The organism is Actinophytocola sp. (assembly GCF_036378875.1).
Taxonomy (GTDB): Bacteria; Actinomycetota; Actinomycetes; order Mycobacteriales; family Pseudonocardiaceae; genus Actinophytocola.
This window is the reverse complement of the sequence record NZ_DASUVO010000103.1, coordinates 76,379-97,452: the sequence shown is the minus strand read 5'-3', so window position 1 is coordinate 97,452 and position 21,074 is coordinate 76,379. Positions and strand designations below refer to the sequence as shown.

Below are 21,074 nucleotides of genomic sequence, written 5' to 3'. Positions count from 1 at the left end.
GCCGAGGCTCACCACGGGAACTACTCCCCTCTGGCAGTCGCCAGTGTACGTGACGGGACCTTGGTCCTGCCGGAACGGGACCCGAGGACCTGCCGGAGCAGGGGTCGTCGCAGGCATCGTGAACGCGTGGACGTTCTCGATCTGGCCCGGTGGCAGTTCGGCATCACGACCGTCTATCACTTCCTCATGGTGCCGCTAACCATCGGCCTTTCGTTGCTGGTGGCCGGCATGCAGACCGCGTGGGTGCGAACCGGCAACCCCCGTTACCTCGCGATGACGAAGTTCTGGGGCAAGCTCCTGATGATCAACTTCGCGATGGGGGTGGTCACGGGAATCGTGCAGGAGTTCCAGTTCGGCATGGCGTGGAGCGAGTACTCCCGTTTCGTCGGCGACGTGTTCGGCGCGCCGCTCGCCATGGAGGGCCTCGTCGCGTTCTTCGTCGAGTCGACCTTCCTCGGGTTGTGGATGTTCGGCTGGGACCGTCTCCCCAAGCGCGTGCACCTCGCCTGCGTGTGGGCGTTCTCGCTGGCCACGGTCGCGTCCGCGTACTTCATCCTGGCCGCGAACTCGTGGATGCAGCACCCGGTCGGCGTCGAGCTGGTTGACGGACGGCCACAGCTGACGTCGATCTGGGCGGTACTGGGGAACTCGACGGTGCTGGCCGCCTTCCCGCACGCGATCTTCGGTGCGTTCGCGGTGGCCGCGACGTTCCTGGTCGGCATCGGGGCGTGGCGGTTGTGGCGCGCCAAGGACGAACAGATCTGGCGGTCGTCGGTGCGGCTCGGTGCCTGGGTCGGCGTCGTCGCGTTCGCCGGGCTGGCGATCAGCGGGGACCTGCAGTCGAAGCTGATGTTCTCCCAGCAGCCGATGAAGATGGCGTCGGCGGAAGCGTTGTGCCACACCGAACAGCCGGCCGGCTTCTCGGTGTTAGCGCTCGGGGACGTGTCCAGTCCGGACTGCGAGAACGTCAAGTCGATCACCGTGCCGGCGCTGCTTTCCTTCCTGGCCAAGGGAGATTTCAACGCAGAGGTCAGCGGCGTGACAGATCTCGTCGAGCAGTACCGGGAGCGCTACGGCACGAACTACCCCGTCGACCCGCGGCTCGGCGAGTTGTCGGGCCAACCGATCGACTACGTGCCGAACCTGCCGGTGACGTACTGGAGCTTCCGGCTGATGATCGGCCTCGGCGCGATCGCCACCGCCGCCGGCGTCGCCGTGTTGTGGCTGACCCGTCGCGGTCGGATGCCGAAGTCCCGGTGGTTTCCCCGCTTGGCGCTGGCGAGCATCGCGACTCCCTTCCTGGCCAACAGTTTCGGCTGGATCTTCACCGAGATGGGCAGGCAGCCGTTCGTCGTGGCGCCCAACCCGTCCGGTGTGGACGGAGTGTGGATGTTCACCGCCCGTGCGGTGTCCGGGCTGACAGTGGGGGAGGTGCTGACGTCGCTGATCGCGTTGACGCTGGTGTACGGCGTGCTCGCGGTGGTGGAGGTGGCGCTGATCCGCCGGTACGTCCGCACCGGGCTCGAACCCGCCGAGCCGGAGGAGAAATCCGGCGACACGTTGACCTTCGCGTACTGAGGAGCTTGCGGTGGAGACGTTCTGGTTCATCGCGATCGCGGTGCTGTGGTTGGGTTACCTGTTCCTGGAGGGCTTCGACTTCGGGGTCGGCATGCTGCTGCGGGTCCTGGGCCGCGAGGAGTCCGACCGCCGCGCGATGCTCACCACGATCGGCCCGGTGTGGGACGGCAACGAGGTGTGGTTGATCGTCGCCGCGGGTGCCACGTTCGCCGCGTTCCCGGGTTGGTACGCGGGGCTGTTCAGCGCCGGCTACTTGCCGATGTTGTTGGTGCTGCTGGCATTGATCGGTCGCGGAGTGGCACTGGAGTGGCGCGGCAAGGTCAACACGGCACGGTGGCGCGCCACGTGGGACGCGGTGATCGCCGCCGGCTCGCTGGTCGCCACGCTCGGGGTGGGGCTGCTGTTGTCGTGGAACGTGCTGGGTGTGCCGATCGACGCCGACGGCAACCGAATCGGCTCACCGTTCGCCGCGCTGCGATGGGACACGGCACTCGGGGCACTGGCATTCACCGGTTTCGCGTTGGTGCACGGCGCGGTGTTCCTGGCACTGAAGACGGACGGGCCGCTGCGGCACCGGGCACGCCGGTTCGCGCTGGTGTTCGCCCCGGTCGGCCTGGCACCGCTGGTGATGCTGGCGGTCGCGGCCCAGGTCCGGTCGGGGGCGGAGTGGACCTGGCTCGTCGTGTTCGGCGGCTTCGTTGCCGCGGTCTTCGCGTGGCTGCGACTGAACATGGGGAGGGAGGGGCAGGCGTTCGGGTTGCTGGGGGTGACGCTCGCCGCGGCGGTGCTTGCGCTGTTCGGCGCGCTCTACCCGAACGTCCTGCCATCCACTGTGGATCCGAATTACTCGCTGTCCATTGTGGAAGCCGCGTCGAGCCCGTACACGCTGACGGTGATGACCTGGGTGGCGGCCTTCGGCGCCCCGGCCGTCCTGATCTACCAGGGCTGGACGTACTGGGTCTTCCGCAAGCGGGTGACGGCGTGAAAGGACGAACCGGCCCGCTCGGCGCGTTGCCGCGACTGTCGCGTGCGGCGCGCCGAGCATTGGCCGGCTGCGCGGTACTGGCGGCCCTGTCGGGATGCGCGCTCGTGGCGCAGGCATGGGCACTGGCCGGGGTGGTGACAGGCGAGTCGCTGCTCGGGGTGCTCGCCGGCGCGGTGGTGGCCAGGGCGATCCTGGCGTGGGCGACGCAGGTGGTCGCCGCGAGGGCCGCGGCAGGCGCGAAGGAAGAGCTTCGCGCCCGCCTGCTGGACCGTGCGCTGGCCTTAGGTCCGGAATGGACAGTGCCGCGAAGCGCCAAGCTGACCGTCCTGGCAACACGCGGCCTGGACGCCCTGGACGACTACTTCACCATGTACCTGCCGGCATTGGTGAACGCGGCGGTCCTACCGCTCGGCATCGCCGCGGTGCTGCTGGCGGCGGACTGGCCGTCCGCGCTGGTGGTGGGCGCGACGCTCCCGTTGGTGCCGCTGTTCGCCGCACTGGTGGGGCTGCGCACGCGAGACCGGGTGCAGGAGGCCGCGGCAACCGAGCAGCGAGTGGCACACCATCTGCGCGAACTGGTACGTATCCGCCCGGTCCTGACGGCGTTCCGCCGCGTGGACGCACAGGTGGAAACGATCCGCCGCATCTCGGAAACCCAACGCCGAAGCACGATGGCGACGTTGAGGGTCGCGTTCGCATCGGCGCTGGTGCTGGAACTGGTGGCCACATTGTCGGTGGCGCTGGTCGCGGTGCTGATCGGCATCAGGATGATTGGTGGCGACCTGTCACTGGCGGTTGGCCTGTTCGTGCTGATCCTGGCACCGGAGTGCTACCTCCCACTACGCCAGGCGGGCGCGGCCCACCACGCGAGCGAGGCCGGCATGGAAGCGGTCCGCGAGGTGGCCGAGCTGCCCCACCCGCCGACCTTCGGCAACCACCCCCCACTGGGTGTTTTGACCGTGACGAACCTGAAGGTCCGCCGCCGAGACGGCTACGCCCCAGACGGCGTCACCTTCACCGCAAGGCCGGGACAGACGATCCACCTGAACACCCCAAGCGCCTCAGGCAAGTCGACAACCTTCGCGGCACTGCTGGGCTTCGTGGCCCCAACGGAAGGCCGCATCCAGGTGGGCATCCACGACCTGTCTGAAGTAGACATAAAAGCATGGCGGTCGCGAGTGGCGTGGGTACCCCAAACCCCAAAGTTCACGAACGGCACAGTGGCAGAAGAACTAACAACCGCTCTGCACGAAAGTCCCATTGGTGCATCCGGGGGTCCCCCGGTTTCAACGCTACCCGCGGGCACCGACAGTTCTGTGCCCTCAGAGCGCGCTGGCCGCAACACTTTCGGGTGCAGCCCGAGCGAAAGTCCCATTGGTGCGCCTGGGGGTCCCCCGGTTCTAACGCTACGCGCGGGCACCGACAGGTCGGCGGCGTCAGGGTCCGCTGGCGGTGACACTTTTGGGTGCAGCCCGAGCGAAAGTCCCACTCGTGCGCCCGGGGGTCCCCCGGTTTCAACACTACGCGCGGGCACCGACAGTTCAGTGCCCTCAGAGCGCACTGGCCGCAACACCTTCGGGTGCAGCCCGAGCGAAAGTCCCACTCGTGCACCCGGGGGCCCCCCGGTTTCAACGCTACCTGTGGGCACCGACAGTGCTGGGGTGTCGAGCCGCATCGATGGACCATTCGCTCGGGCAGATGCCGTTGTCGCTATCGCGGAGCGGCTCAACCTCTCCCATCTGCTCGACCGGTCCGTCGCGCGGTTGTCGGTTGGTGAGCGGCAGCGGGTTGCCGTGGCTCGTGCGCTTCTGCGTGTCGAGCAGGGGGCCGACCTTCTTCTCCTCGACGAGCCCACCGCCCACCAGGATCCCGCCAACGCGGCTCGCGTCCAGGCTGCCATCGCCGACACCACAGCCGCCGTCATCCTCGCCAGCCACCGCAATCCCACGCCCGCCGACGAGCCCGCGGCACGGCGCGACAACACAACCACCAGCACCGAGGCACCGCGCCGCCTCCCGCTGCGGACCCTCCTCACCCCGCGTCTCCTCGTCGGTGCGGCGCTCGGGGCAGCCGCGCTCGGCGCCGGGGTCGCGCTCACCGCCACCTCCGCCTGGCTCATCGCCAAGGCCGCCACCCAGCCGCCGATCCTCACGCTCGGCGTCGCGGTTGTCGGTGTCCGCGCTTTTGGGCTGGCGCGTGCCGGGCTTCGTTACGCCGAGCGGCTCGTCACCCACGACGCCGCCTTCCGCGCCAGCGCCGCACAGCGGCAGAAACTGTGGCGTACAGCCGGTTTCCAGCGCCTCACCACCGACCTCGACACCGTCCGTGACCTCACCCCGCGCGTGCTCCTGCCGCCGTTCGTGGCGGTTCTCGTGTGCGTGGCGGCCGTGGCCGTGCAGTCGGCGATCCTGCCGGCGGCCGGTCTCGTGCTTGCCATCGCGGTCGCGGCGGCCGGCCTGGGTGCACCGGCCGTCGCGCTCGCGGTCGACCGGCACGCCACCCGCCGGCTCGCGGACGGGCGTCGCCGTGTCTCGGAAAAGGTCCTCACCCTTCTCGACGCTGCCCCGGATCTCATCGCATTCGGCGCCCACGAAGCTCACCGCGTCGACCTCGCGCGTGAAGACGCCGAACTCGCTCGCAAGGCCCGCCGTCAGGCACTCAGTTCCGGTGCCGCCACCGCGCTGATCATCCTGTCGCTGGGGCTGGCGAGCGTCGCCAGCGTCGGCCTCGCGACCGGAGTGGACCCACTGTTGCTCCCCGTCCTGGCCCTTCTTCCGCTGGCTCTCACCGAAACCCTCACCCAACTCCCCGCGGTCGCCCAGCACCTGGCCCCACTCCGCGCGGCCCACACCGAATGCCCCGAAGGGCACCCACACGACGTTCAACGCGGGCACCTGGCGCTCACGGGCGTGGACGTGCGCTGGCCGGGAGCCGCGAAGCCCACCCTCCGCGACCTCAACCTGCGGCTCGAACCCGGCACGCACCTCGCCGTCGTCGGGCCTTCCGGCGCTGGAAAGTCCACGCTGCTCGCGCTCATGGCCGGCCTCCTGCCCGCCGAACGCGGCACCATCCGCCTGCCGAAGACCGCCTGGGTCCCGCAGGAACCGCACCTCGTCGCCACCACGCTCCGCGAGAACCTTCGGATCGCCGACCCGGACGCCACCGACGACCAGCTCAGAAACGCCCTTCGCCAGGCCGAGATCGGCACGTGGGCCGACCGCCTCGACGATGACCCGACCACGGCGTCCGGCGGCGAGGCCCAGCGCATCGCGCTCGCCCGTGCCCTGCTCGCCGACGCCGACCTGCTCCTCCTCGACGAGCCGACGGCCCACCTGGACGAGCCGACCGCCCATCGCGTCATGGCACGCCTCGAAGGCCGCACGGTCGTGCACGTCACGCACCGGCCGGAGGAGGCCGCCCGCGCCGACGCCGTGCTCGAGCTGGCGCCATGACCTGTGACGGTCACCCCGTGGAGGTTCACCCGCCACGCCGCAAGCGGTCTAGCCTGAACACGGCCATGGAACCTGCTCTCGCTGCACAGGCGCTCGGTGCCTCCACCGAGATCGCGACGGCGGCGCTCTCCGGCGAGGACCCGGAGGCGGTGCTGCGCCTCGTCGTGCGGCACGCCGCCGACCTCGCCGACGCCGACCTCGGCCTCGTCATGACCCGCGCCGAGGACGGCTCCCTCACCGTCGAGGCCGCGCACGGCAGCCCCGGCCCGACGTTCACCAACCCCGTCGGCCTCGTCCTCTCGCCGCGCAGCTCGGCCGCCAGGACCGCCCGCAGCGGTGTCGCGATCGTCGTCGACGACGTGGCCGAGGACCCGCGCACCGCCCCGTTCGTGCCGCGTGAGCTGCGGAGCTTCGGGCCGTTCGCGGCCGCGCCGTTCGGCACAACGCAACGCAGGCTCGGCGCGCTCACCGTGTACCGGCACCGCGGCGCGCGACCGTTCGCCGAGGCCGCCGTTGAAGTGCTGACCGCGTTCGCCGCGCAGGCCGGGCTCGTCCTCGTGCTCGCCGAGGGCGCCACCGCCCGCGCCCGCCTCACGCTCTACCAGGAACGCGAACGCATTGCCCGCGACCTGCACGACGTGCTCGTCCAACGCCTGTACGCCGCCGGCATGCAACTCGACCTGCTCGCCCGCCGCCCGTCGCGCAAGCTCGCCCGCAAGGACGCGCAACGGCTCGCCGAGGCCATCGACCAGCTCGACGCGTCGATCGAGGACGTCCGTGCCGTGGTCCGTGCCCTGCGCAACCCGGACCCAGAGGACCACGTGGCCGACCTCGCCGAGTCCGCTCGCTCCGAGGTCGCCATCGCAGGGGAACTGTTGGGGTTCGCCCCGAAGCTGAGTGTCGACGGCGACCTCACCGGTATCCCGGCCACGGTCGCCGACCACGCCCGCGCCGCGCTGCGGGAGACACTGTCCAATGTGGTCCGCCATTCCGGCGCACACAGCGTCTCCGTCCACATCGGACGAAACCACGCGCTGGAGCTGGTCGTCACCGACGACGGCTGCGGCATTCCCGAAGGCGTGACCCACCGCGGCCTCAAACACCTCGAGGAACGTGCCGAGCAGGCCGGCGGTCACTGCGTCGTGCGGTCCTCGCCGCAGGGCACGACCGTCACCTGGACCGTGCCTCTCGCCAAAGGGTAGGGCTACCCCCACCTCGGTTCCGCCTGCCGACACCAGTGAACTTCGGGCGCGCAGACGCGACGCTTTTCCTTGTGCGACACACAAATGACATCAGCACCGACGTGGTGCGACTCACCGACGTGGTGAAGACCTACGGCGGGCGCCGCAACAGCGTGACCGCGCTCGACGGTGTCACCATCGCTTTCCCCAGGGCCACCTTCACGGCTGTCATGGGCCCGTCCGGCTCCGGTAAGAGCACCTTCCTGCACTGTGCGGCCGGGCTGGACCGCCCCACCCGCGGCTCCGTGCTCCTCGACGACCAGGAGCTGTCCAAGCTCTCCGAGGTCGAGCTGACCAAGCTGCGCCGCGACCGCATCGGCTTCGTCTTCCAGGCGTTCAACCTGCTGCCGGCGTTCTCCGTACAGGACAACGTGACGCTGCCGCTGCGCCTCGCCGGCCGGCGCGCGAACCGCGACGCCGTCGAGCGCGTCCTGCAGCAGGTTGGCCTGTCCGAGCGGCGTCGGCACCTGCCCGGCGAGCTGTCCGGTGGCCAGCAGCAGCGGGTGGCGATCGCCCGCGCGTTGATCACCCGCCCCGCCGTGATCTTCGCCGACGAGCCGACCGGCGCGCTCGACACCCGCACCGCGCGGGACGTGCTGAACCTGCTGCGTGCGTCGGTCGACCAGGCCGGGCAGACGATCGTCATGGTCACGCACGACCCGGTCGCCGCCTCCTACGCCGACCGCGTGGTGTTCCTCGCCGACGGACGCCTCGTCGGCGAGCTGCGCCGCCCGACCGCCGAGGCCGTCGCCGAGCGGATGACGCACCTCGGCGCGTGGGCCGAGCCGGTGGGAGCACGGTGATGTTCCGGATCGCGTTGCGGACACTGCGGTTCCGCAAGGGCGCGTTCGTCGCGACGTTCCTCGCGATGACGTTCGGCGCGGTGCTGGTGCTCGCGTGCGGCGGGCTGATGGAGACCGGCATCCGGGGGGACCTGCCGGCGCAGCGGCTGGCGAACACACAGTTCGTGGTGACCGGCAGCCAGACGTGGGTGCTGCCGAAGGAGAACCCCGACGACCCGGAGGAGGACACCGAGGGCGCCTACCTGCCCGAACGTGTGCGGCTCTCGACGGACCTCCTCGAGGAGATCGCGCGGGTGCCGGGAGTGGCGGCCGCGGTGGGGGACGTGTCGGTGCCGGCACTGCTGAACGGCGCCGGCGTCGACGCCCACGGCTGGTCGTCGGCCTCGCTGACCCCCGTCGCGCTGGTGTCGGGGAAGGCACCCGCCCAGGGGGAGGTCGTGCTCGGGCAGGGGTCGGGCACGGCGGTCGGCGACCGGGTCGACCTGGTCGTGCGGGGGACGGCCCAGACCTTCACGGTGTCCGGCCTCGTGCCGGGGCAGGCGGTGTTCTTCTCCGACAGCCAGGCCGCGCGGCTCGCCGGTCATCCGAACACGGTGGACCTGATCGGGGTGCGCACCGAAGCCGGCGCGGACCTCGGTGCGGTGGCCGACCGGATCGGGCAGCTTCTGCCGGGTCAGAACGCGACGCTGCTGGCGGGCGACGAGCGGGGCTGGGCCGAGCACCTCGAGTCCGGTTCCGCGGGGGAGAACCTGATCGTGCTGGCCGCGGTGTTCGGCGGGCTCGCGACCGGGGTGATGCTGTTCGTGGTGTCCACGACGCTGGGGTTGTCGATCCAGCAGCGGCAGCGCGAGCTGGCCCTGCTGCGGGCCGTCGGCACGACACCCGGGCAGCTGCGACGGATGGTCCTCGGCGAGGCCCTGTTCATGGGAGTGTTCGCGGCCGGGATCGGCTGCCTGTTGGGTTCGGTGTTCGGCGAGTGGCTGTTCGACCGGCTGGCCTCGCGCGGCATCGTGCCGGCGGAGATGATCCACCAGACCGGCTGGATCCCCATGGTCGTGGCCGTCGGCGCGGTGCTGATCGGCTCGTTCTTCGGCGCGCTCATCGCGGGCCGTCGGGCGGCGCGGACCCGGCCGACCGATGCACTCGCCGACGCCGCCATCCAGCGCAAGTGGCTGAGCTGGGTGCGGGTCCTGTTCGCGGTACTGGCGTTCGGCGGCGGGCTCGCGTTGTTCATCGTCACGATCGCGGTGATGACCGGACCGATCGCCGCTTCGACGGCTGGACCTTCAGTGATGTTGTGGGCGATCGCGCTGGCGCTGGTGTCTCCGGGACTCACGAAGATGGTCATGGCGGTTCTGCGCTGGCCGGTCCGTGCGGTGACCGGTGTGGCGGGTCACCTGGCGATCCTGTCGACGAAGACCCGCGCCGTGCGGGTGGCGGCCGTGGTCACGCCGATCATGCTGGCCACCGGCATCGCGACGGCCAACATCTACCTGCAGACCACGTCGATCGCGGTGGCGAACGAGGCGTTCGTGGAGAACCTGCGCGCGGACGTCGTGCTCTCCGGTGACGTGCCGGCTGGCCTGGTGGACGAGGTGGCCGCGGTGCCGGGCGTCAAGGCGGCCTCGGAGTACACGACGAGCATCGCCTTCGTCGCCAAACCGTACGACTCGTCCCAGGCCGAGGACGGCTGGCCGGTCCAGGGCGTAACGGGTTCCGCCGCCGCTGAGACGACCGCGTTCCGCCCGACGTCCGGGACGTTGGCCGACCTGACCGGCAACACCGTGGCGCTGCCGGCGGCACACGCGGCGGAGCTGGGCCGGGGAGTGGGCGACACGATCACCATGCGGATGGGCGACGGCGCCGAGGAGGACGTCCGGATCGTGGCCCTGTACCCGGCGCAGGAGGGCTTCGAGACGCTGCTGATGCCCGCCACGCTGGTGGCCGAGCACACGACGTCGGGCCTGCCGTCGCAGATCATGGTCCGCACGGACGACCCCGCCGCGGTGGCGGCGGCCTTCGCCGACCGGCCGGGCATCGCCGTGGTGGACCGCGACACGCTGGTCTCGGGCTACGCGCAGGACCAGGAACTCGGCGCGTGGATCAACTACCTGATGTCCGGCATGATCATCTTCTACACCGCCATAAGTGTTGTGAACAGCCTGGTGATGTCGACGACCGCACGCCGTCGCGAGTTCGCTCTCCAACGCCTGACGGGCGCCACCCGGGGCCAGGTGCTGCGCATGATGACTATCGAAGCGGGTATGACGACGGTGATCGGTGTGCTGCTCGGCACGGTGGTGGCGTCCATGGCGCTGGTGCCGTTCACCCTGGTCACGGACGGTTCGCTCCTGCCGAAGGGGCCGCTGGCCGTGTACCTGAGCGTGATCGGTGCGGCTGCCGTCCTGACCTTCGGCGCCACGTTGATCTCCACCTGGTTGGGGCTGAGGACCCGACCGGCCCAGGCGGCTGTCGCACCCGCCTGATCGGCCCGGTCACACCGCCCGCGGGCGACCTCCACGGAGGCGCCCGCGGGCACGTTACGGTCACCGGTCGTGGACGACACCAGACGTTCCTACGACGCCACGGCAGAGGACTACGCGACGTGGATCGACGGTGAGCTGACGACCAAACCCTTCGACCGAGCCATGCTGACGGCGTTCGCGGAGCTGGCGACGGGCCCGGTGGTCGACGTCGGCTGCGGCACCGGCCGGGTGACGGCGTTCCTGCGTGACCGAGGTGTCTCGGCCTTCGGCATCGACCTGTCGCCACGAATGATCGAGATCGCCCGTCGCACCTACCCGGACCTGCGCTTCACCGAGGGCACGATGACGGCACTGGCCATCGAGGACGCCACACTGGGCGGCGTGGTCGCCTGGTACCCGACCATCCACGTCCCGGACTCTCAGCTGCCGACGGCCCTGGCGGAGTTCCACCGGGTCCTGACACCGGGCGGCCACCTACTGCTGGCATTCCAGGCAGGCGACGAGGTGGTGCACCGCACCAGGGCGGGCACGCACGACGTGTCGCTGCACTTCCACCACCGCCAACCGGACCACATGGCCGAGTTACTGGCGGCGGCGGGCTTCACCGTGCGCGCAACCCTCCACCGCGCCCCCGACGAGGGCGGCGACTACCCGGAGGACACAGCACAGGCCTACATGCTGGCCCGCCGGGTGTCAGTCCCGCTGTGACCGCCGGGCGATCCACGCCACCGCCTGCGTGCGGCGCTCCATGCCGAGCTTCGCGAGCACCGACGTCACGTAGTTCTTGACCGTCTTCTCCGCCAGGAACAGTCGCTCGGCGATCTGGCGGTTGGTCATGCCCTCGCCCATCAGCTCCAGCACGGCTCGCTCGCGTTCGGTGAGCGCTGTCAGCTCGTCGGTCTTCGCCGACTCGCGCATGCGGTCCAGCACGTGCGCGGTCGTGACCGGGTCCAACAGCGACCGGCCGGCCGCGACCTCGCGCACGGCGTCCACCAGGTCCTGCCCACGCACCTGTTTCAGCAGGTACCCGGACGCCCCCGCCATGATCGCCTCGACCAGAGCGCGCTCGTCGTCGAACGCGGTCAGCACCAGGCACTTCGGTGCCGGGTCCAGAGACCGCAAAGCACGGCACAGCGCCACCCCGTCGCCGTCCGGCAGCCGCACGTCGACCACCACCACGTCCGGCAACGTCGCTCCGACCCGTGTCAGCGCCTCCTCGACGCCGCCCGCCTCGGCCACCACCTCGATGCCGGGCTCACCGTCGAGCAGGTCACGCAGCCCGCGCCGCACCACCTCGTGATCGTCGACGAGTGCCACGCGCACAGCCATACCCGAGAGCCTATTGCGTCGTGACCCCCAGCAGTGTCCGCAGCTTGCCGAGCACCCACCTGTTGCCCTCCAGCGTGACCGCGTCGTCCCCCGCGCGTCGCCACACCCACCGCAGCACGGCGGCGGCTTCCCCCGCCACCCCCGCCTCGGCGTCGAAGTGCCCGCGCTCGACCGTGACCTCGGTCGGACCGATCTGCACCTGCCAGCCCGCGCCCTCGGTCGCGATCTGCACCGTCCGGCCGTCGCAGTCGGTCAGGTGCTCGCCCAGCTCGTCCGGGTACTCGTCCGACGCGTAGGTGAGGAAGCACACCAGCAGCTCTTCGATGCCGTCCTCGGCGAGATCGGTCGGGACCGGCGCGAGCGGCACCGACGCCGCCAGTTCGGCGTCGAACCGGTGGATCACGGTCTCCTGCGCCATCCTGCGTAACCAGAACCCGACGGTCTGGTCCGGCTCGTACCAGGTCAGGGCGTGGTCCGTCGGCTTGCGTGCGGTCAGCTCCCCGACGAGCCGCCGGTAGGCGTCATCGAGCTCGACGATCGGGTCGCCGGGTAGCTCCGGCGGCCACGGCGTCGGCCAGGTGCCCTGGCGCAGGGTCTCCGCCTTGTGCAGGTACACCTCCGCCACGTGCCGCACCAGGTCACGACCGGTCCACCCAGGACAGGTGGGCACCGGCTCGTCCAGCGCGTCCGGAGCGACCTCGCGAAGCCGGGTGTAGTCGGCCTCCAGACACTCCAGAAATCTCTGCTCGTCCACTCCGACTACCCAACCACAAGGCACCGAGAATCAGAGTTTCCGCAGGCGAACCCGGCTGATCCGGTGGTCGGCGTCCTTCCTGAGTACCAGCGACGCCCTCGGTCGGGTCGGCAGGATGTTCCGCACGAGGTTCGGCTCGTTGATCTTCTGCCAGAGCTTCGTGGCCTCCGCGCGAGCGTCCTCGTCGGTGAGGCCCGCGTAGTGGTGGAAGTGCGAGTCCGGGTCGGCGAACGCCGTGTCCCGCAGGGTCAGGAACCGCTCCACGTACCAGCGGGCGATGTCGTCGGTGTGCGCGTCCACGTAGATCGAGAAGTCGAACAGGTCCGCCACGGTCAGCCCCTGGCCGGGGAGCAGCACGTTCAGGCCTTCGATGATCAGGATGTCCGGCCTGCGCACGACCTGTAACTCGTCGGGCACGATGTCGTACAGCAGGTGCGAGTACACGGGTGCGTGCACCTCGGGCGCGCCGGACTTCACGTCGGTGACGAACCGCAGCAGACTACGTCGGTCGTAGCTCTCCGGGAAACCCTTGCGGCTCATCATGCCGCGCCGGATCAGGTCCGCCTTCGGCCACAGGAACCCGTCGGTGGTCACCAGGTCCACCCGTGGGTGGTGCGGCCAGCGAGCGAGCAACGTGCGCAGCAGCCGCGCCGTCGTGGACTTGCCGACCGCGACGCTGCCGGCGATCCCGATCACGAACGGCACCTGCCGGGTCGAGGGCTCGCCGAGGAACGACGTCGTGTCCGCGTGTAACCGCTGCCGTGCCGCGACCCGCAGGCTGATCAGCCGGGACAGCGGCAGGTAGACGTCGACCACCTCGTCCAGGTCGACCGGGTCGCCGAGGCCACGCAGCCGTACCAGCTCGTCGAGCGTCAGTGTCAGTGGTGTGGCGCGCCGTAGCTCCCGCCACTGCTCGCGACGCAACTCCACGTACGGGCTGAGGTCGCGGGTCTTTACGGCCACGTCAACAAACGTTAAGGGGTCCGGGCAGCATGAGCACTGTGACTCCGTACACGCTCCGCCCGCTCACCTCGGCCGACAAGCCCGTCGTGACGCCGCTGCTCGTGCGTGAGTGGGGCGCGGTCGAGGTGGTGGCCCTGTCGCTGGGCGGCGTGGTGGACGCGTCGACCCTGCCTGGCTGGCTCGCGGAGTCGGGCGACGAGGTGGTGGGCCTGCTCACCTACCTCGTGCGCGACGGCGTGGCCGAGCTGGTGACGATCAACGCGTTCGCGGGCGGCGGTGTCGGCTCGGCACTGCTCGGCGCGCTGGTCGAGGAGTGCCGAGCCACGGGCGTCCGTCGCGTCCACGTGACCACCACGAACGACAACACCCGAGCGCTGCGCTTCTACCAACGCGCCGGCTTCCGGCTCTCCGCACTTCGGGTCGGCGCCGTCGACGAGACGAGAAAGATCAAACCGGAGATTCCGTCGCTCGGCCTGGACGGCATTCCCATCCGCGACGAGCTGGAACTGACAATGGAATTGCAATAGCTGCATATGTCAATTGTCGAAAAGGGAGCCACAGGGACTCCCTTTTCGGCACTTGTCAGCAGTTGACCAATTCGGGGCTCTGGTTCAGCAGTTGCGCCCTCGGGCTGACGAAGTCGGCGTACGCGTTGTGCGCGGCCGGGTCGAACAGCGCGACGCGGTGGCAGTTCTGGAACGCCAGTCGCACGTTGAAGTGCCGTTCGACGGCGCCACGCATGGCATCGCTGCCGACCAGGCGCAGGAGTTGACCACGGGCCTGCTCGTCCGGCGGCTCCTTCTGGTTGTCGGCGAACGGCCCTTCGCCCGCCGAGAGCCGGTCGGCGAGATCCGTGACGACCGACCACGCGTAGGGCAGCGAGTCACGGATGCACGCGATGAATTCGTCGTCGGACACCGGGCCCTGCTGGGCTTTCTCCAACAGGTCGGCTGGGACGGTCAGCGACATTGGACCTCCTTGCCAGGAATTTCCGGTCGCTACCCAGCTAACCCGCCCGACACAATATTGGCGAGCCGTCCTTAGTGTGAATCTGGCGGCCAATTTGGTGACCGTGTCGTTTCGGCAATCACCGCGCGTCGGCGAGGACCTCGTCCCAGGCCGCCATCACCTGGCGGGCGCACACCTGCGGTGGCACCCCGCCCACGCCGGTGCCGAGGCCGGGCATCGCGATCGTGGACACCACGCCGCGGACCGGACGGTCGTCCTCGAGGCGGCCGTACCGCCACAGCTTGAACACGGCCCGCGCCGCGAGGTAGGGGTGCACGGTGTCCGGGGGCAGGACCTCGCCGGGTGACCGCATGGTCGGCGCGCTGATCAGCCAGGCCGGCGCGGAGGCGTCCGTCGGCACGATCACCGCCTGGCCGACCGGCAGCTCACCGCCGTGGTAGGCCAGTATCGCGCTGCGCACGTGTTGCTCGATGGACGGGAACGCGTGTGCGTAGACGGCGTCGATCCCGCCCCGCATCCACCCGAACGAGTTCGCCGGGCTCACGACCGCCTCGGCGGCCACGTCCAGGGTCGAGCCTCTGTGCGTGTAGACCTCCAGCCGCCCGTCCGCGGCCGCTTCCCATGCTTCGGCCAGGGGATCTTCCACGGCACACAGCACCAGGCGAAGCGGTTCTCCGGCCGCGGTCCCTGCCTTCTCAGCCTCTTCGGCGGCGGTCACGGGCCTCAGCATTGCATCTCGACGGCACTGGACGTAACCGCCATCCGATAACTGTTGCCACCATCGGGTTACGTCGAACGGGCGGTCAGGTGGACGGCATAGGGTGTCCAGGTGCCGAGCATCGCCTACTTCGGGCCGCAGGGAACCTTCTCCGAACAGGCCGCCCGCGCGGCCCGCCCGGACGACACGCTCGTGCCGGCGGTGACCGTGCCGGAAGCGCTTGCCATGGTGCGGGATGGTCGCGCCGACCTGGCCTGTGTGCCGGTGGAGAACTCGGTCGAGGGCGCGGTGTCGGCCACCATGGACGCGCTCACCGAGGACGAGCCACTGGTGGCGGTCGCCGAGGTCGTGCTGCCGGTCACGTTCTCCCTGCTCGTGCGGCCGGGGATGACGATGGCCGACGTCAAGTCCGTGGCCAGCCATCCGCACGCGCTCGCCCAGGTCCAGGGCTGGCTCGCCGCCAACATCGGCCACGCCACCCAGCTGGCGTCCACCTCGACGGCCGCCGCCGCGGTCGGGGTGCTCGACGGGAACTACGACGCCGCCATCACCGCCCCGGTCGCCGTCACCCACTACAAGCTCGACGTGCTGGCGACCGGCATCGCGGACGTCGCCGACGCGGTCACCCGCTTCCTCGTCCTGCAGCGCCCCGGCGAGCTGCCGCCGCCGACCGGCTCGGACCGCACCTCGATTGCCGTGGTCGCGGCCTACGAGCGCACCGGCGTGCTGGCGGAACTGCTCACCGAGCTGGCCCTGCGCGGCATCAACCTGAGCCGCATCGAGTCCCGCCCGCTGAAGGGCCGGCTGGGGGAGTACCGCTTCTACCTCGACTTCGACGGACACGTCGCCGAACGGCGGGTCGGCGACGCGCTCGCCGCCCTGCACCGGCGCTGCCAGGACGTTCGCTTCCTCGGCTCGTACCCGAAGGTCGACGGCAGCGCCACCATCGCCGGCGCCTACAACGCCGACGAGGACTACGCGGCGGCGGAGCGGTGGGTGGCGAACGTGCGGGACGGGCGCACCAGATAAACCACGCGAAACTGTCGGTGCCGAGGTCTACAGTGCGCCCCGTCACATCAGACGAGGCAGGGGAGACCTCACATGCCAACGGACGTGGCCGTCCGTGCCGAGGCGTTGGTCAAGACCTTCGGGTCCACACGCGCCCTGGACGGCATCGACCTTGAGATACCGACCGGCACGGTACTCGGCCTGCTCGGCCCGAACGGGGCAGGCAAGACCACCGCTGTGCGGATCCTGACCACCCTCTTACGTCCAGACTCCGGCCGCGCGTGGGTCGCCGGGTACGACGTGCTGGCCGAGCCGAACAAGGTGCGTGAGTCGATCGGGTTGTCCGGCCAGTACGCGGCCGTCGACGAGAACCTGACCGGCTTCGAGAACCTGTACATGGTCGGCCGGCTGTACGGCATGAACAAACCGGACGCACGCAAACGCGCCGACGAGCTGATCACCCGGTTCCGGCTCACCGACGCGGCCGGCCGCCCGGCCAAGACGTACTCGGGCGGCATGCGCAGGCGCCTCGACCTCGCCGGCGCGCTGGTCGCGGAACCGCAGGTGGTGCTGCTCGACGAGCCGACCACCGGTCTCGACCCGCGAGGCCGCCTCGACACGTGGGAGGTCATCGGCGAGCTGGTGTCGGACGGCGCTACGGTGCTGCTGACCACCCAGTATCTGGAGGAGGCCGACCAGCTGGCCAACACCATCCTGGTGATCGACCACGGCCGCGTGATCGCCAGCGGCAGCGCCGACGAGCTGAAGAGCGAGGTCGGCGGCGAGAAGCTGGAGATCGTGGTGGCCGACGAGGCCGACCTGGACGCGGCGGTGCGGGTGCTGGCCGAGGTCGGTGCCGGCGAGCCGACCACCGACCGGCACAGCCGGCGGGTCCAGGTGGTGGTCGACGGAGGTCCGAAGTCGCTGATCGAGGCGTTGCGCCGGCTCGACGTCGAAGGCGTGACCGTCCTGGACGTCGGCCTGCACCGGCCGACGCTCGACGACGTGTTCCTGTCCCTTACTGGTCACGTGACGGAGGACTCCCAGTGACTGTGCTCGCCCAGGGCCTGCGTGACGGCGGCATCGTCACGTGGCGCAACCTGCTCAACGTCCGGCGCAGCGCCGACTGGCTGTTCGCCGCGGTGATCCAGCCGATCATGTTCGTACTGCTGTTCGCGTACGTGTTCGGTGGCGCGCTGGGCGGCACCCAGTACCGCGAGTTCCTGATCGCCGGCATCTTCGTGCAGACCATCTCGTTCAACTCGGCGTTCACCGTGATCGGGTTGTGTAACGACCTGCAGAAAGGCATCATCGACCGGTTTCGCTCGCTGCCGATGTCGCGCCTCGCCGTGCTGATGGGCCGGACGGTCTCGGACCTCGTCGTGTCGTCGATAGCGCTCGTGATCATGTCGCTGTGCGGGTTACTCGTCGGCTGGCGGATCCGGGGCAGTTTCCTGGACGCGGTGCTCGCATACCTGCTGCTCCTGCTGTTCGGGTTCGCGATGTCGTGGATCGGCGCGTTGATCGGGCTGTCGGCGCCGAGTGTCGAGGTCGCGCAGAGTGCCGGGTTGATGTGGTTGTTCCCGCTGTCGTTCATCTCGTCGGCGTTCGTCGGTGCGGGCACGATGCCGGGGCCGTTACGTGCGATCGCGGAGTGGAACCCGTTCACGGCGGTGATCCAGTCGGTGCGCGACCTGTTCGGCAATGAGGCGCCGCTGGGCATGGCGCCGTCGCCGGGCTGGCCGGCGGACAACGCGGTGCTGTACGCGCTGCTGTCCTCGCTGGTGATCCTGGCGGTGTTCGTGCCGCTGTCGGTGGCGAAGTACCGGAAGGTGGCTAGCAAGTAGGCACCCGGGTGAGGTGGATCCCGAAGTGCTTCTCGTAGGCCGCGAGCACGTCGGCGTCCGTGTCGAGGGTGGTCTCGACGCGCTCCTCGTGCACGGTCTCCAGGAGGCGGTTGCCGGCGATGGTGACGCGTCCGGTCTCGGTCCGGCGGGAGCACCGCGGCGCCTCGCGGAAGTGGGACTCCGGTGCGGTGGCGTGCCACCAGCATCCGCGCGTGAAGTCGGCCAGCCCTCGCGGCCGCCGTTCGGCGCGGTACTGGGGCACGCCGTCCATCAGGACGTCGAAGTCCCCGCCCGGCGCGTCGAGGACGAGGAACGAGCCGGCCGGATCGTGCTGCGGCTCGGGCCAGTCCACGCGCAGCGGGTACACCGCGCCCTCACCGGAACCCACGTCGACGAGGTAGCGCTGGTCCAGCTCGACGAGCAGGGTGAGGTGGTCGAAGGCGGGCGTGAGCGTGCCGTCCTTGCGGACCATGCTGGCCGCGAGCAGCTGCACGTCGAAGCCGAGCGCGGTGAGGAGCCCGGCGAACGCCCCGTTGAGCTCGTAGCAGAACCCGCCTCGTGCCCGCCGCACGATCTTGTCGACGAGCGCGTCCTCGGTCAGTACGATGGGCTCGCCGAGGTGGATGGACAGGTTCTCGAACGGCACGGCCTCGAGATGCCGGCGGTGTAGCTCCCGCAGTGCGGAAACCGAGGGCGCCGCGGGCAGGCGGGCCCCGATGCGGTCGAGGTACTGGGTGACAGTGTCGAAGTCCATACTGTCTACGGTCGATGCTCCACCTAGGTAGAGGTCAAGCGGGAAAACTTTTCCCGAAGTTCCAGTTTTGACGGAAGGCTTGACGAACCTCTGTGGCTAGTCGCTAATGGATATTGAAGCAGGGTGGATTCGTAACAACCTGGAAACGGTAAGAGGTGCTTCGGATGACCTGATGACCCGTCGGCGCAGCCGGGTCGGCCTGCCGAACCACGCCGTCTTCCTGGGGTTGGACGGCTTGCAGGCAGGAGGTGCAGGGCATCATGTACACATTTCTCATCGCAGCCAGTGTGGTCATCGTTCTGGCTTTCGTCACTCGGTACGTGCTCGGGAAGTGGCGAACCCGTGAGCTGGACAGGGACTTCTCCCTCGAGCTCGCCTGCGGTCGTGACCGCGCCCTCCTCGCCGCGGCGACCGCCGCCCGCGGCGTGCTGTGGGAGGTGGGTCTCACCGAGAACGGTCTGCGGACCCGCCATCTCAAGAGCCGCAACGTGATCCAGGTGGCGGTCTCCGACCTTCGCGACCGTCCGAACCGGACATTCGCGAAAGTCTGGACCCGGTACGGGTGGACGGACGCGATCCTCATCGCGAGCCCGCGTTCGTACCTGGACACCCGTCGCAAACGCGACAAGATCATCCGCGCGCTGGCGGCCTACGAGACGAAGAAGCCGAAGAGCGCGCCCATCCACTGATCCCAACGACTGACGGCCACGTCCCCCCTCGGGGGCGTGGCCGCCGTTCTGCTCACTGTAGGTGAGCGAACACCGTTTGTTGTTACCCGTTCAGGGGTACATCCGGTGACGAAGCAACCCCTCCTGCGAGAGCAACGTCTATTCATCAGAGCAGCGTCCAGTGGTGTCGGGGCCAGACGGAGGCGAATGACCAATGCTGCGAACACGAATCCGGACAGGCGTACTCATCCGCGGCGCGGCGGTCGCGCTTCTCCTCGCCGGCTGTGACAGCGGTGGCGGAACGGCCAGCACCGGGAACCCGGACGTGCCGTCCATCCCCCAGTCGGTCACCACGACGACAACCCCCACGACCTCGGCCACGGCCCCACCGGCCACGCCGCAACCCCAGCAGCCGGCGCCGGCCGCCGACGGCGGCGAGTGCAAGGTCGCCGACCTGGACCTGCGCCTGAGCGAGGCCGAAGGCACTGCCGGCACGACCTACCGCAGCCTCGTCTTCACCAACAAGGGCGCCCGGACCTGCACGATCCAGGGCTTCCCCGGCGTCTCCTACGTCGCGGGCGACGACGGGCACCAGGTCGGGCCCGCCGCCTTCCGGACCGGTGAGAAGGGCCCGGTGATCACCCTCAAGCCGGGCGACAGCGCGTTCGCCGACATCGGGTTCGTACAGGTGCAGAACTACGACCCGGCGACGTGTCAGCCCACCGAGGTTCGTGGCCTGCGCATCTACCCGCCGCACGACTACGACTCGGCGTTCGTGCCCAACCCGGGCACCGGTTGCGCCGGCAGTCCGCCCGGCAACCAGCTGACCGTCGCGACTGTGCAGGCAGGCGCCGGGGCCTAGCTGGCCATCAGGCCGGTGCGCCACGCCCACGCGGCCACCTCGACGCGGTTGCGGGCCCCGATCTTGGCCTGCACCGCGGCAAGGTGCGTCTTCACCGTGGACAGGGACAGGTACAGCTCGGTGCCGATCTCGGTGTTCGTCAACCCGCGGGCGGCGGCACGCACGACGTCGCGCTCCCGCTCGGTCAACGGCTCGGCCGCCGTGTCGGCCGGCGCGGTCGCGTTCGCCGTCGCGAAGTGCCGCAGCAGCCGCACGGTGATCTGGGGCGACACCAGCGCGTCACCGCGGTCGGCCGCGCGCACGGCCTCCAGCAGCAGCGCGGGCCCGGCGTCCTTGAGCAGGAAGCCGTTGGCGCCGTTGGACAGCGCGGCGTGCACGTACTCGTCCAGGTCGAACGTGGTGACCACGACGACCTTCAGCGGGTCGGTGACCCCGGGACCGGCGAGCGTCTTGGTCACCTCGAGCCCGTCAAGACCCGGCATGCGGATGTCCAGCAGGCACACGTCCGGCCGCAGGTCCCGTGCCTTGCGCACCGCGGACAACCCGTCCGGGACGTCGGCGACCACCTCGATGTCGTCCTGCGTCTCCAGGATCATCCGGAAACCCGCACGCACCATCTCCTGGTCGTCGGCGATCAGTACACGAATCACGACGCCG

At 69.8% G+C, this 21,074-nt stretch carries 20 protein-coding genes; 13 read left to right on the top strand and 7 right to left on the bottom strand.

The window, feature by feature from the left end:
* Positions 1-126 precede the first annotated feature (126 nt).
* The 7 genes from VF106_RS31715 to VF106_RS31685 all read left to right on the top strand — a co-directional run bounded on the left by VF106_RS31715 (position 127) and on the right by VF106_RS31685 (position 11,253).
* A complete protein-coding gene (locus tag VF106_RS31715; protein ID WP_330843572.1) occupies positions 127-1,578 on the top strand; it encodes a cytochrome ubiquinol oxidase subunit I in 1,452 nt (483 codons plus the stop codon).
* A gap of 10 nt (positions 1,579-1,588) precedes the next feature.
* Positions 1,589-2,563, top strand: coding sequence for a cytochrome d ubiquinol oxidase subunit II (cydB, locus tag VF106_RS31710; protein ID WP_330843571.1), 975 nt, complete (start codon positions 1,589-1,591; stop codon positions 2,561-2,563).
* A complete protein-coding gene (gene cydC, locus VF106_RS31705) occupies positions 2,560-6,015 on the top strand; it encodes a thiol reductant ABC exporter subunit CydC (protein ID WP_330843570.1) in 3,456 nt (1,151 codons plus the stop codon). The genes cydB and cydC overlap by 4 nt, the downstream gene beginning before the upstream one ends.
* A gap of 65 nt (positions 6,016-6,080) precedes the next feature.
* A complete protein-coding gene (locus VF106_RS31700; protein WP_330843569.1) occupies positions 6,081-7,217 on the top strand; it encodes a GAF domain-containing sensor histidine kinase in 1,137 nt (378 codons plus the stop codon).
* Between the two features lie 104 nt (positions 7,218-7,321).
* Positions 7,322-8,059: an ABC transporter ATP-binding protein gene (locus VF106_RS31695; protein ID WP_524535862.1), complete on the top strand. Its 738-nt coding sequence runs from the start codon at positions 7,322-7,324 to the stop codon at positions 8,057-8,059.
* Positions 8,059-10,545 carry an ABC transporter permease gene (locus VF106_RS31690; protein ID WP_330843586.1) on the top strand — a complete coding sequence of 829 codons (2,487 nt, stop codon included), beginning with the start codon at positions 8,059-8,061 and terminating at the stop codon, positions 10,543-10,545. Before VF106_RS31695 ends, VF106_RS31690 begins: the two co-directional genes overlap by 1 nt.
* Before the next feature lie 69 nt (positions 10,546-10,614).
* Positions 10,615-11,253: a class I SAM-dependent DNA methyltransferase gene (locus VF106_RS31685; RefSeq protein WP_330843567.1), complete on the top strand. Its 639-nt coding sequence runs from the start codon at positions 10,615-10,617 to the stop codon at positions 11,251-11,253.
* On the opposite strand, the gene VF106_RS31680 is transcribed toward VF106_RS31685, so the two are convergent.
* From VF106_RS31680 to coaA, 3 genes are read right to left on the bottom strand one after another with little or no spacing between them, the layout of a single operon-like run.
* Positions 11,239-11,874, bottom strand: coding sequence for a response regulator (locus VF106_RS31680; RefSeq protein WP_330843566.1), 636 nt, complete (start codon positions 11,872-11,874; stop codon positions 11,239-11,241). The genes VF106_RS31685 and VF106_RS31680 overlap by 15 nt on opposite strands.
* Positions 11,875-11,884: 10 nt before the next feature.
* Positions 11,885-12,628: a maleylpyruvate isomerase family mycothiol-dependent enzyme gene (locus tag VF106_RS31675; RefSeq protein ID WP_330843565.1), complete on the bottom strand. Its 744-nt coding sequence runs from the start codon at positions 12,626-12,628 to the stop codon at positions 11,885-11,887.
* 30 nt (positions 12,629-12,658) lie between these two features.
* Positions 12,659-13,591 carry a type I pantothenate kinase gene (gene coaA, locus VF106_RS31670; protein WP_330843564.1) on the bottom strand — a complete coding sequence of 311 codons (933 nt, stop codon included), beginning with the start codon at positions 13,589-13,591 and terminating at the stop codon, positions 12,659-12,661.
* A gap of 29 nt (positions 13,592-13,620) precedes the next feature.
* On the opposite strand from coaA, the gene VF106_RS31665 reads away from it, so the two are divergent.
* Positions 13,621-14,118 carry a GNAT family N-acetyltransferase gene (locus VF106_RS31665; RefSeq protein WP_330843563.1) on the top strand — a complete coding sequence of 166 codons (498 nt, stop codon included), beginning with the start codon at positions 13,621-13,623 and terminating at the stop codon, positions 14,116-14,118.
* A gap of 55 nt (positions 14,119-14,173) precedes the next feature.
* Here the strand turns inward: VF106_RS31665 and VF106_RS31660 are convergent, their stop codons facing one another.
* Positions 14,174-14,560 carry an SCO5389 family protein gene (locus VF106_RS31660; protein ID WP_330843562.1) on the bottom strand — a complete coding sequence of 129 codons (387 nt, stop codon included), beginning with the start codon at positions 14,558-14,560 and terminating at the stop codon, positions 14,174-14,176.
* A gap of 118 nt (positions 14,561-14,678) precedes the next feature.
* A complete protein-coding gene (locus VF106_RS31655) occupies positions 14,679-15,290 on the bottom strand; it encodes a macro domain-containing protein (RefSeq protein ID WP_414639107.1) in 612 nt (203 codons plus the stop codon).
* A 99-nt stretch (positions 15,291-15,389) separates the two neighbouring features.
* Between VF106_RS31655 and pheA the strand changes: the two genes are divergently transcribed.
* The 3 genes from pheA (at position 15,390) to VF106_RS31640 (ending at position 18,133) form a co-directional block, all read left to right on the top strand.
* Positions 15,390-16,307 (top strand): prephenate dehydratase, encoded by a 918-nt coding sequence (gene pheA / locus VF106_RS31650; RefSeq protein WP_330843560.1) that lies wholly within the window; start codon positions 15,390-15,392, stop codon positions 16,305-16,307.
* A gap of 72 nt (positions 16,308-16,379) precedes the next feature.
* Complete coding sequence (locus VF106_RS31645) at positions 16,380-17,336, top strand: efflux ABC transporter ATPase subunit, DrrA-related (protein WP_330843559.1); 957 nt, start codon at positions 16,380-16,382, stop codon at positions 17,334-17,336.
* Positions 17,333-18,133: an ABC transporter permease gene (locus tag VF106_RS31640; protein WP_330843558.1), complete on the top strand. Its 801-nt coding sequence runs from the start codon at positions 17,333-17,335 to the stop codon at positions 18,131-18,133. The genes VF106_RS31645 and VF106_RS31640 overlap by 4 nt, the downstream gene beginning before the upstream one ends.
* On the opposite strand, the gene VF106_RS31635 is transcribed toward VF106_RS31640, so the two are convergent.
* A complete protein-coding gene (locus VF106_RS31635; protein ID WP_330843557.1) occupies positions 18,123-18,887 on the bottom strand; it encodes an arylamine N-acetyltransferase family protein in 765 nt (254 codons plus the stop codon). The two genes, VF106_RS31640 and VF106_RS31635, sit on opposite strands and share 11 nt — an antisense overlap.
* A gap of 260 nt (positions 18,888-19,147) precedes the next feature.
* Between VF106_RS31635 and VF106_RS31630 the strand changes: the two genes are divergently transcribed.
* Together VF106_RS31630 and VF106_RS31625 are read left to right on the top strand one after the other, a co-directional pair.
* Positions 19,148-19,576, top strand: a complete 429-nt coding sequence (locus VF106_RS31630) for a hypothetical protein (RefSeq protein ID WP_330843556.1) — start codon at positions 19,148-19,150, stop codon at positions 19,574-19,576.
* 193 nt (positions 19,577-19,769) lie between these two features.
* Complete coding sequence (locus VF106_RS31625) at positions 19,770-20,417, top strand: DUF4232 domain-containing protein (protein ID WP_330843555.1); 648 nt, start codon at positions 19,770-19,772, stop codon at positions 20,415-20,417.
* Here the strand turns inward: VF106_RS31625 and VF106_RS31620 are convergent.
* Entirely contained in the window at positions 20,414-21,067 is a 654-nt protein-coding gene (locus VF106_RS31620) for a response regulator (protein ID WP_330843554.1), read from the bottom strand. The two genes, VF106_RS31625 and VF106_RS31620, sit on opposite strands and share 4 nt — an antisense overlap.
* Positions 21,068-21,074: the final 7 nt, after the last annotated feature.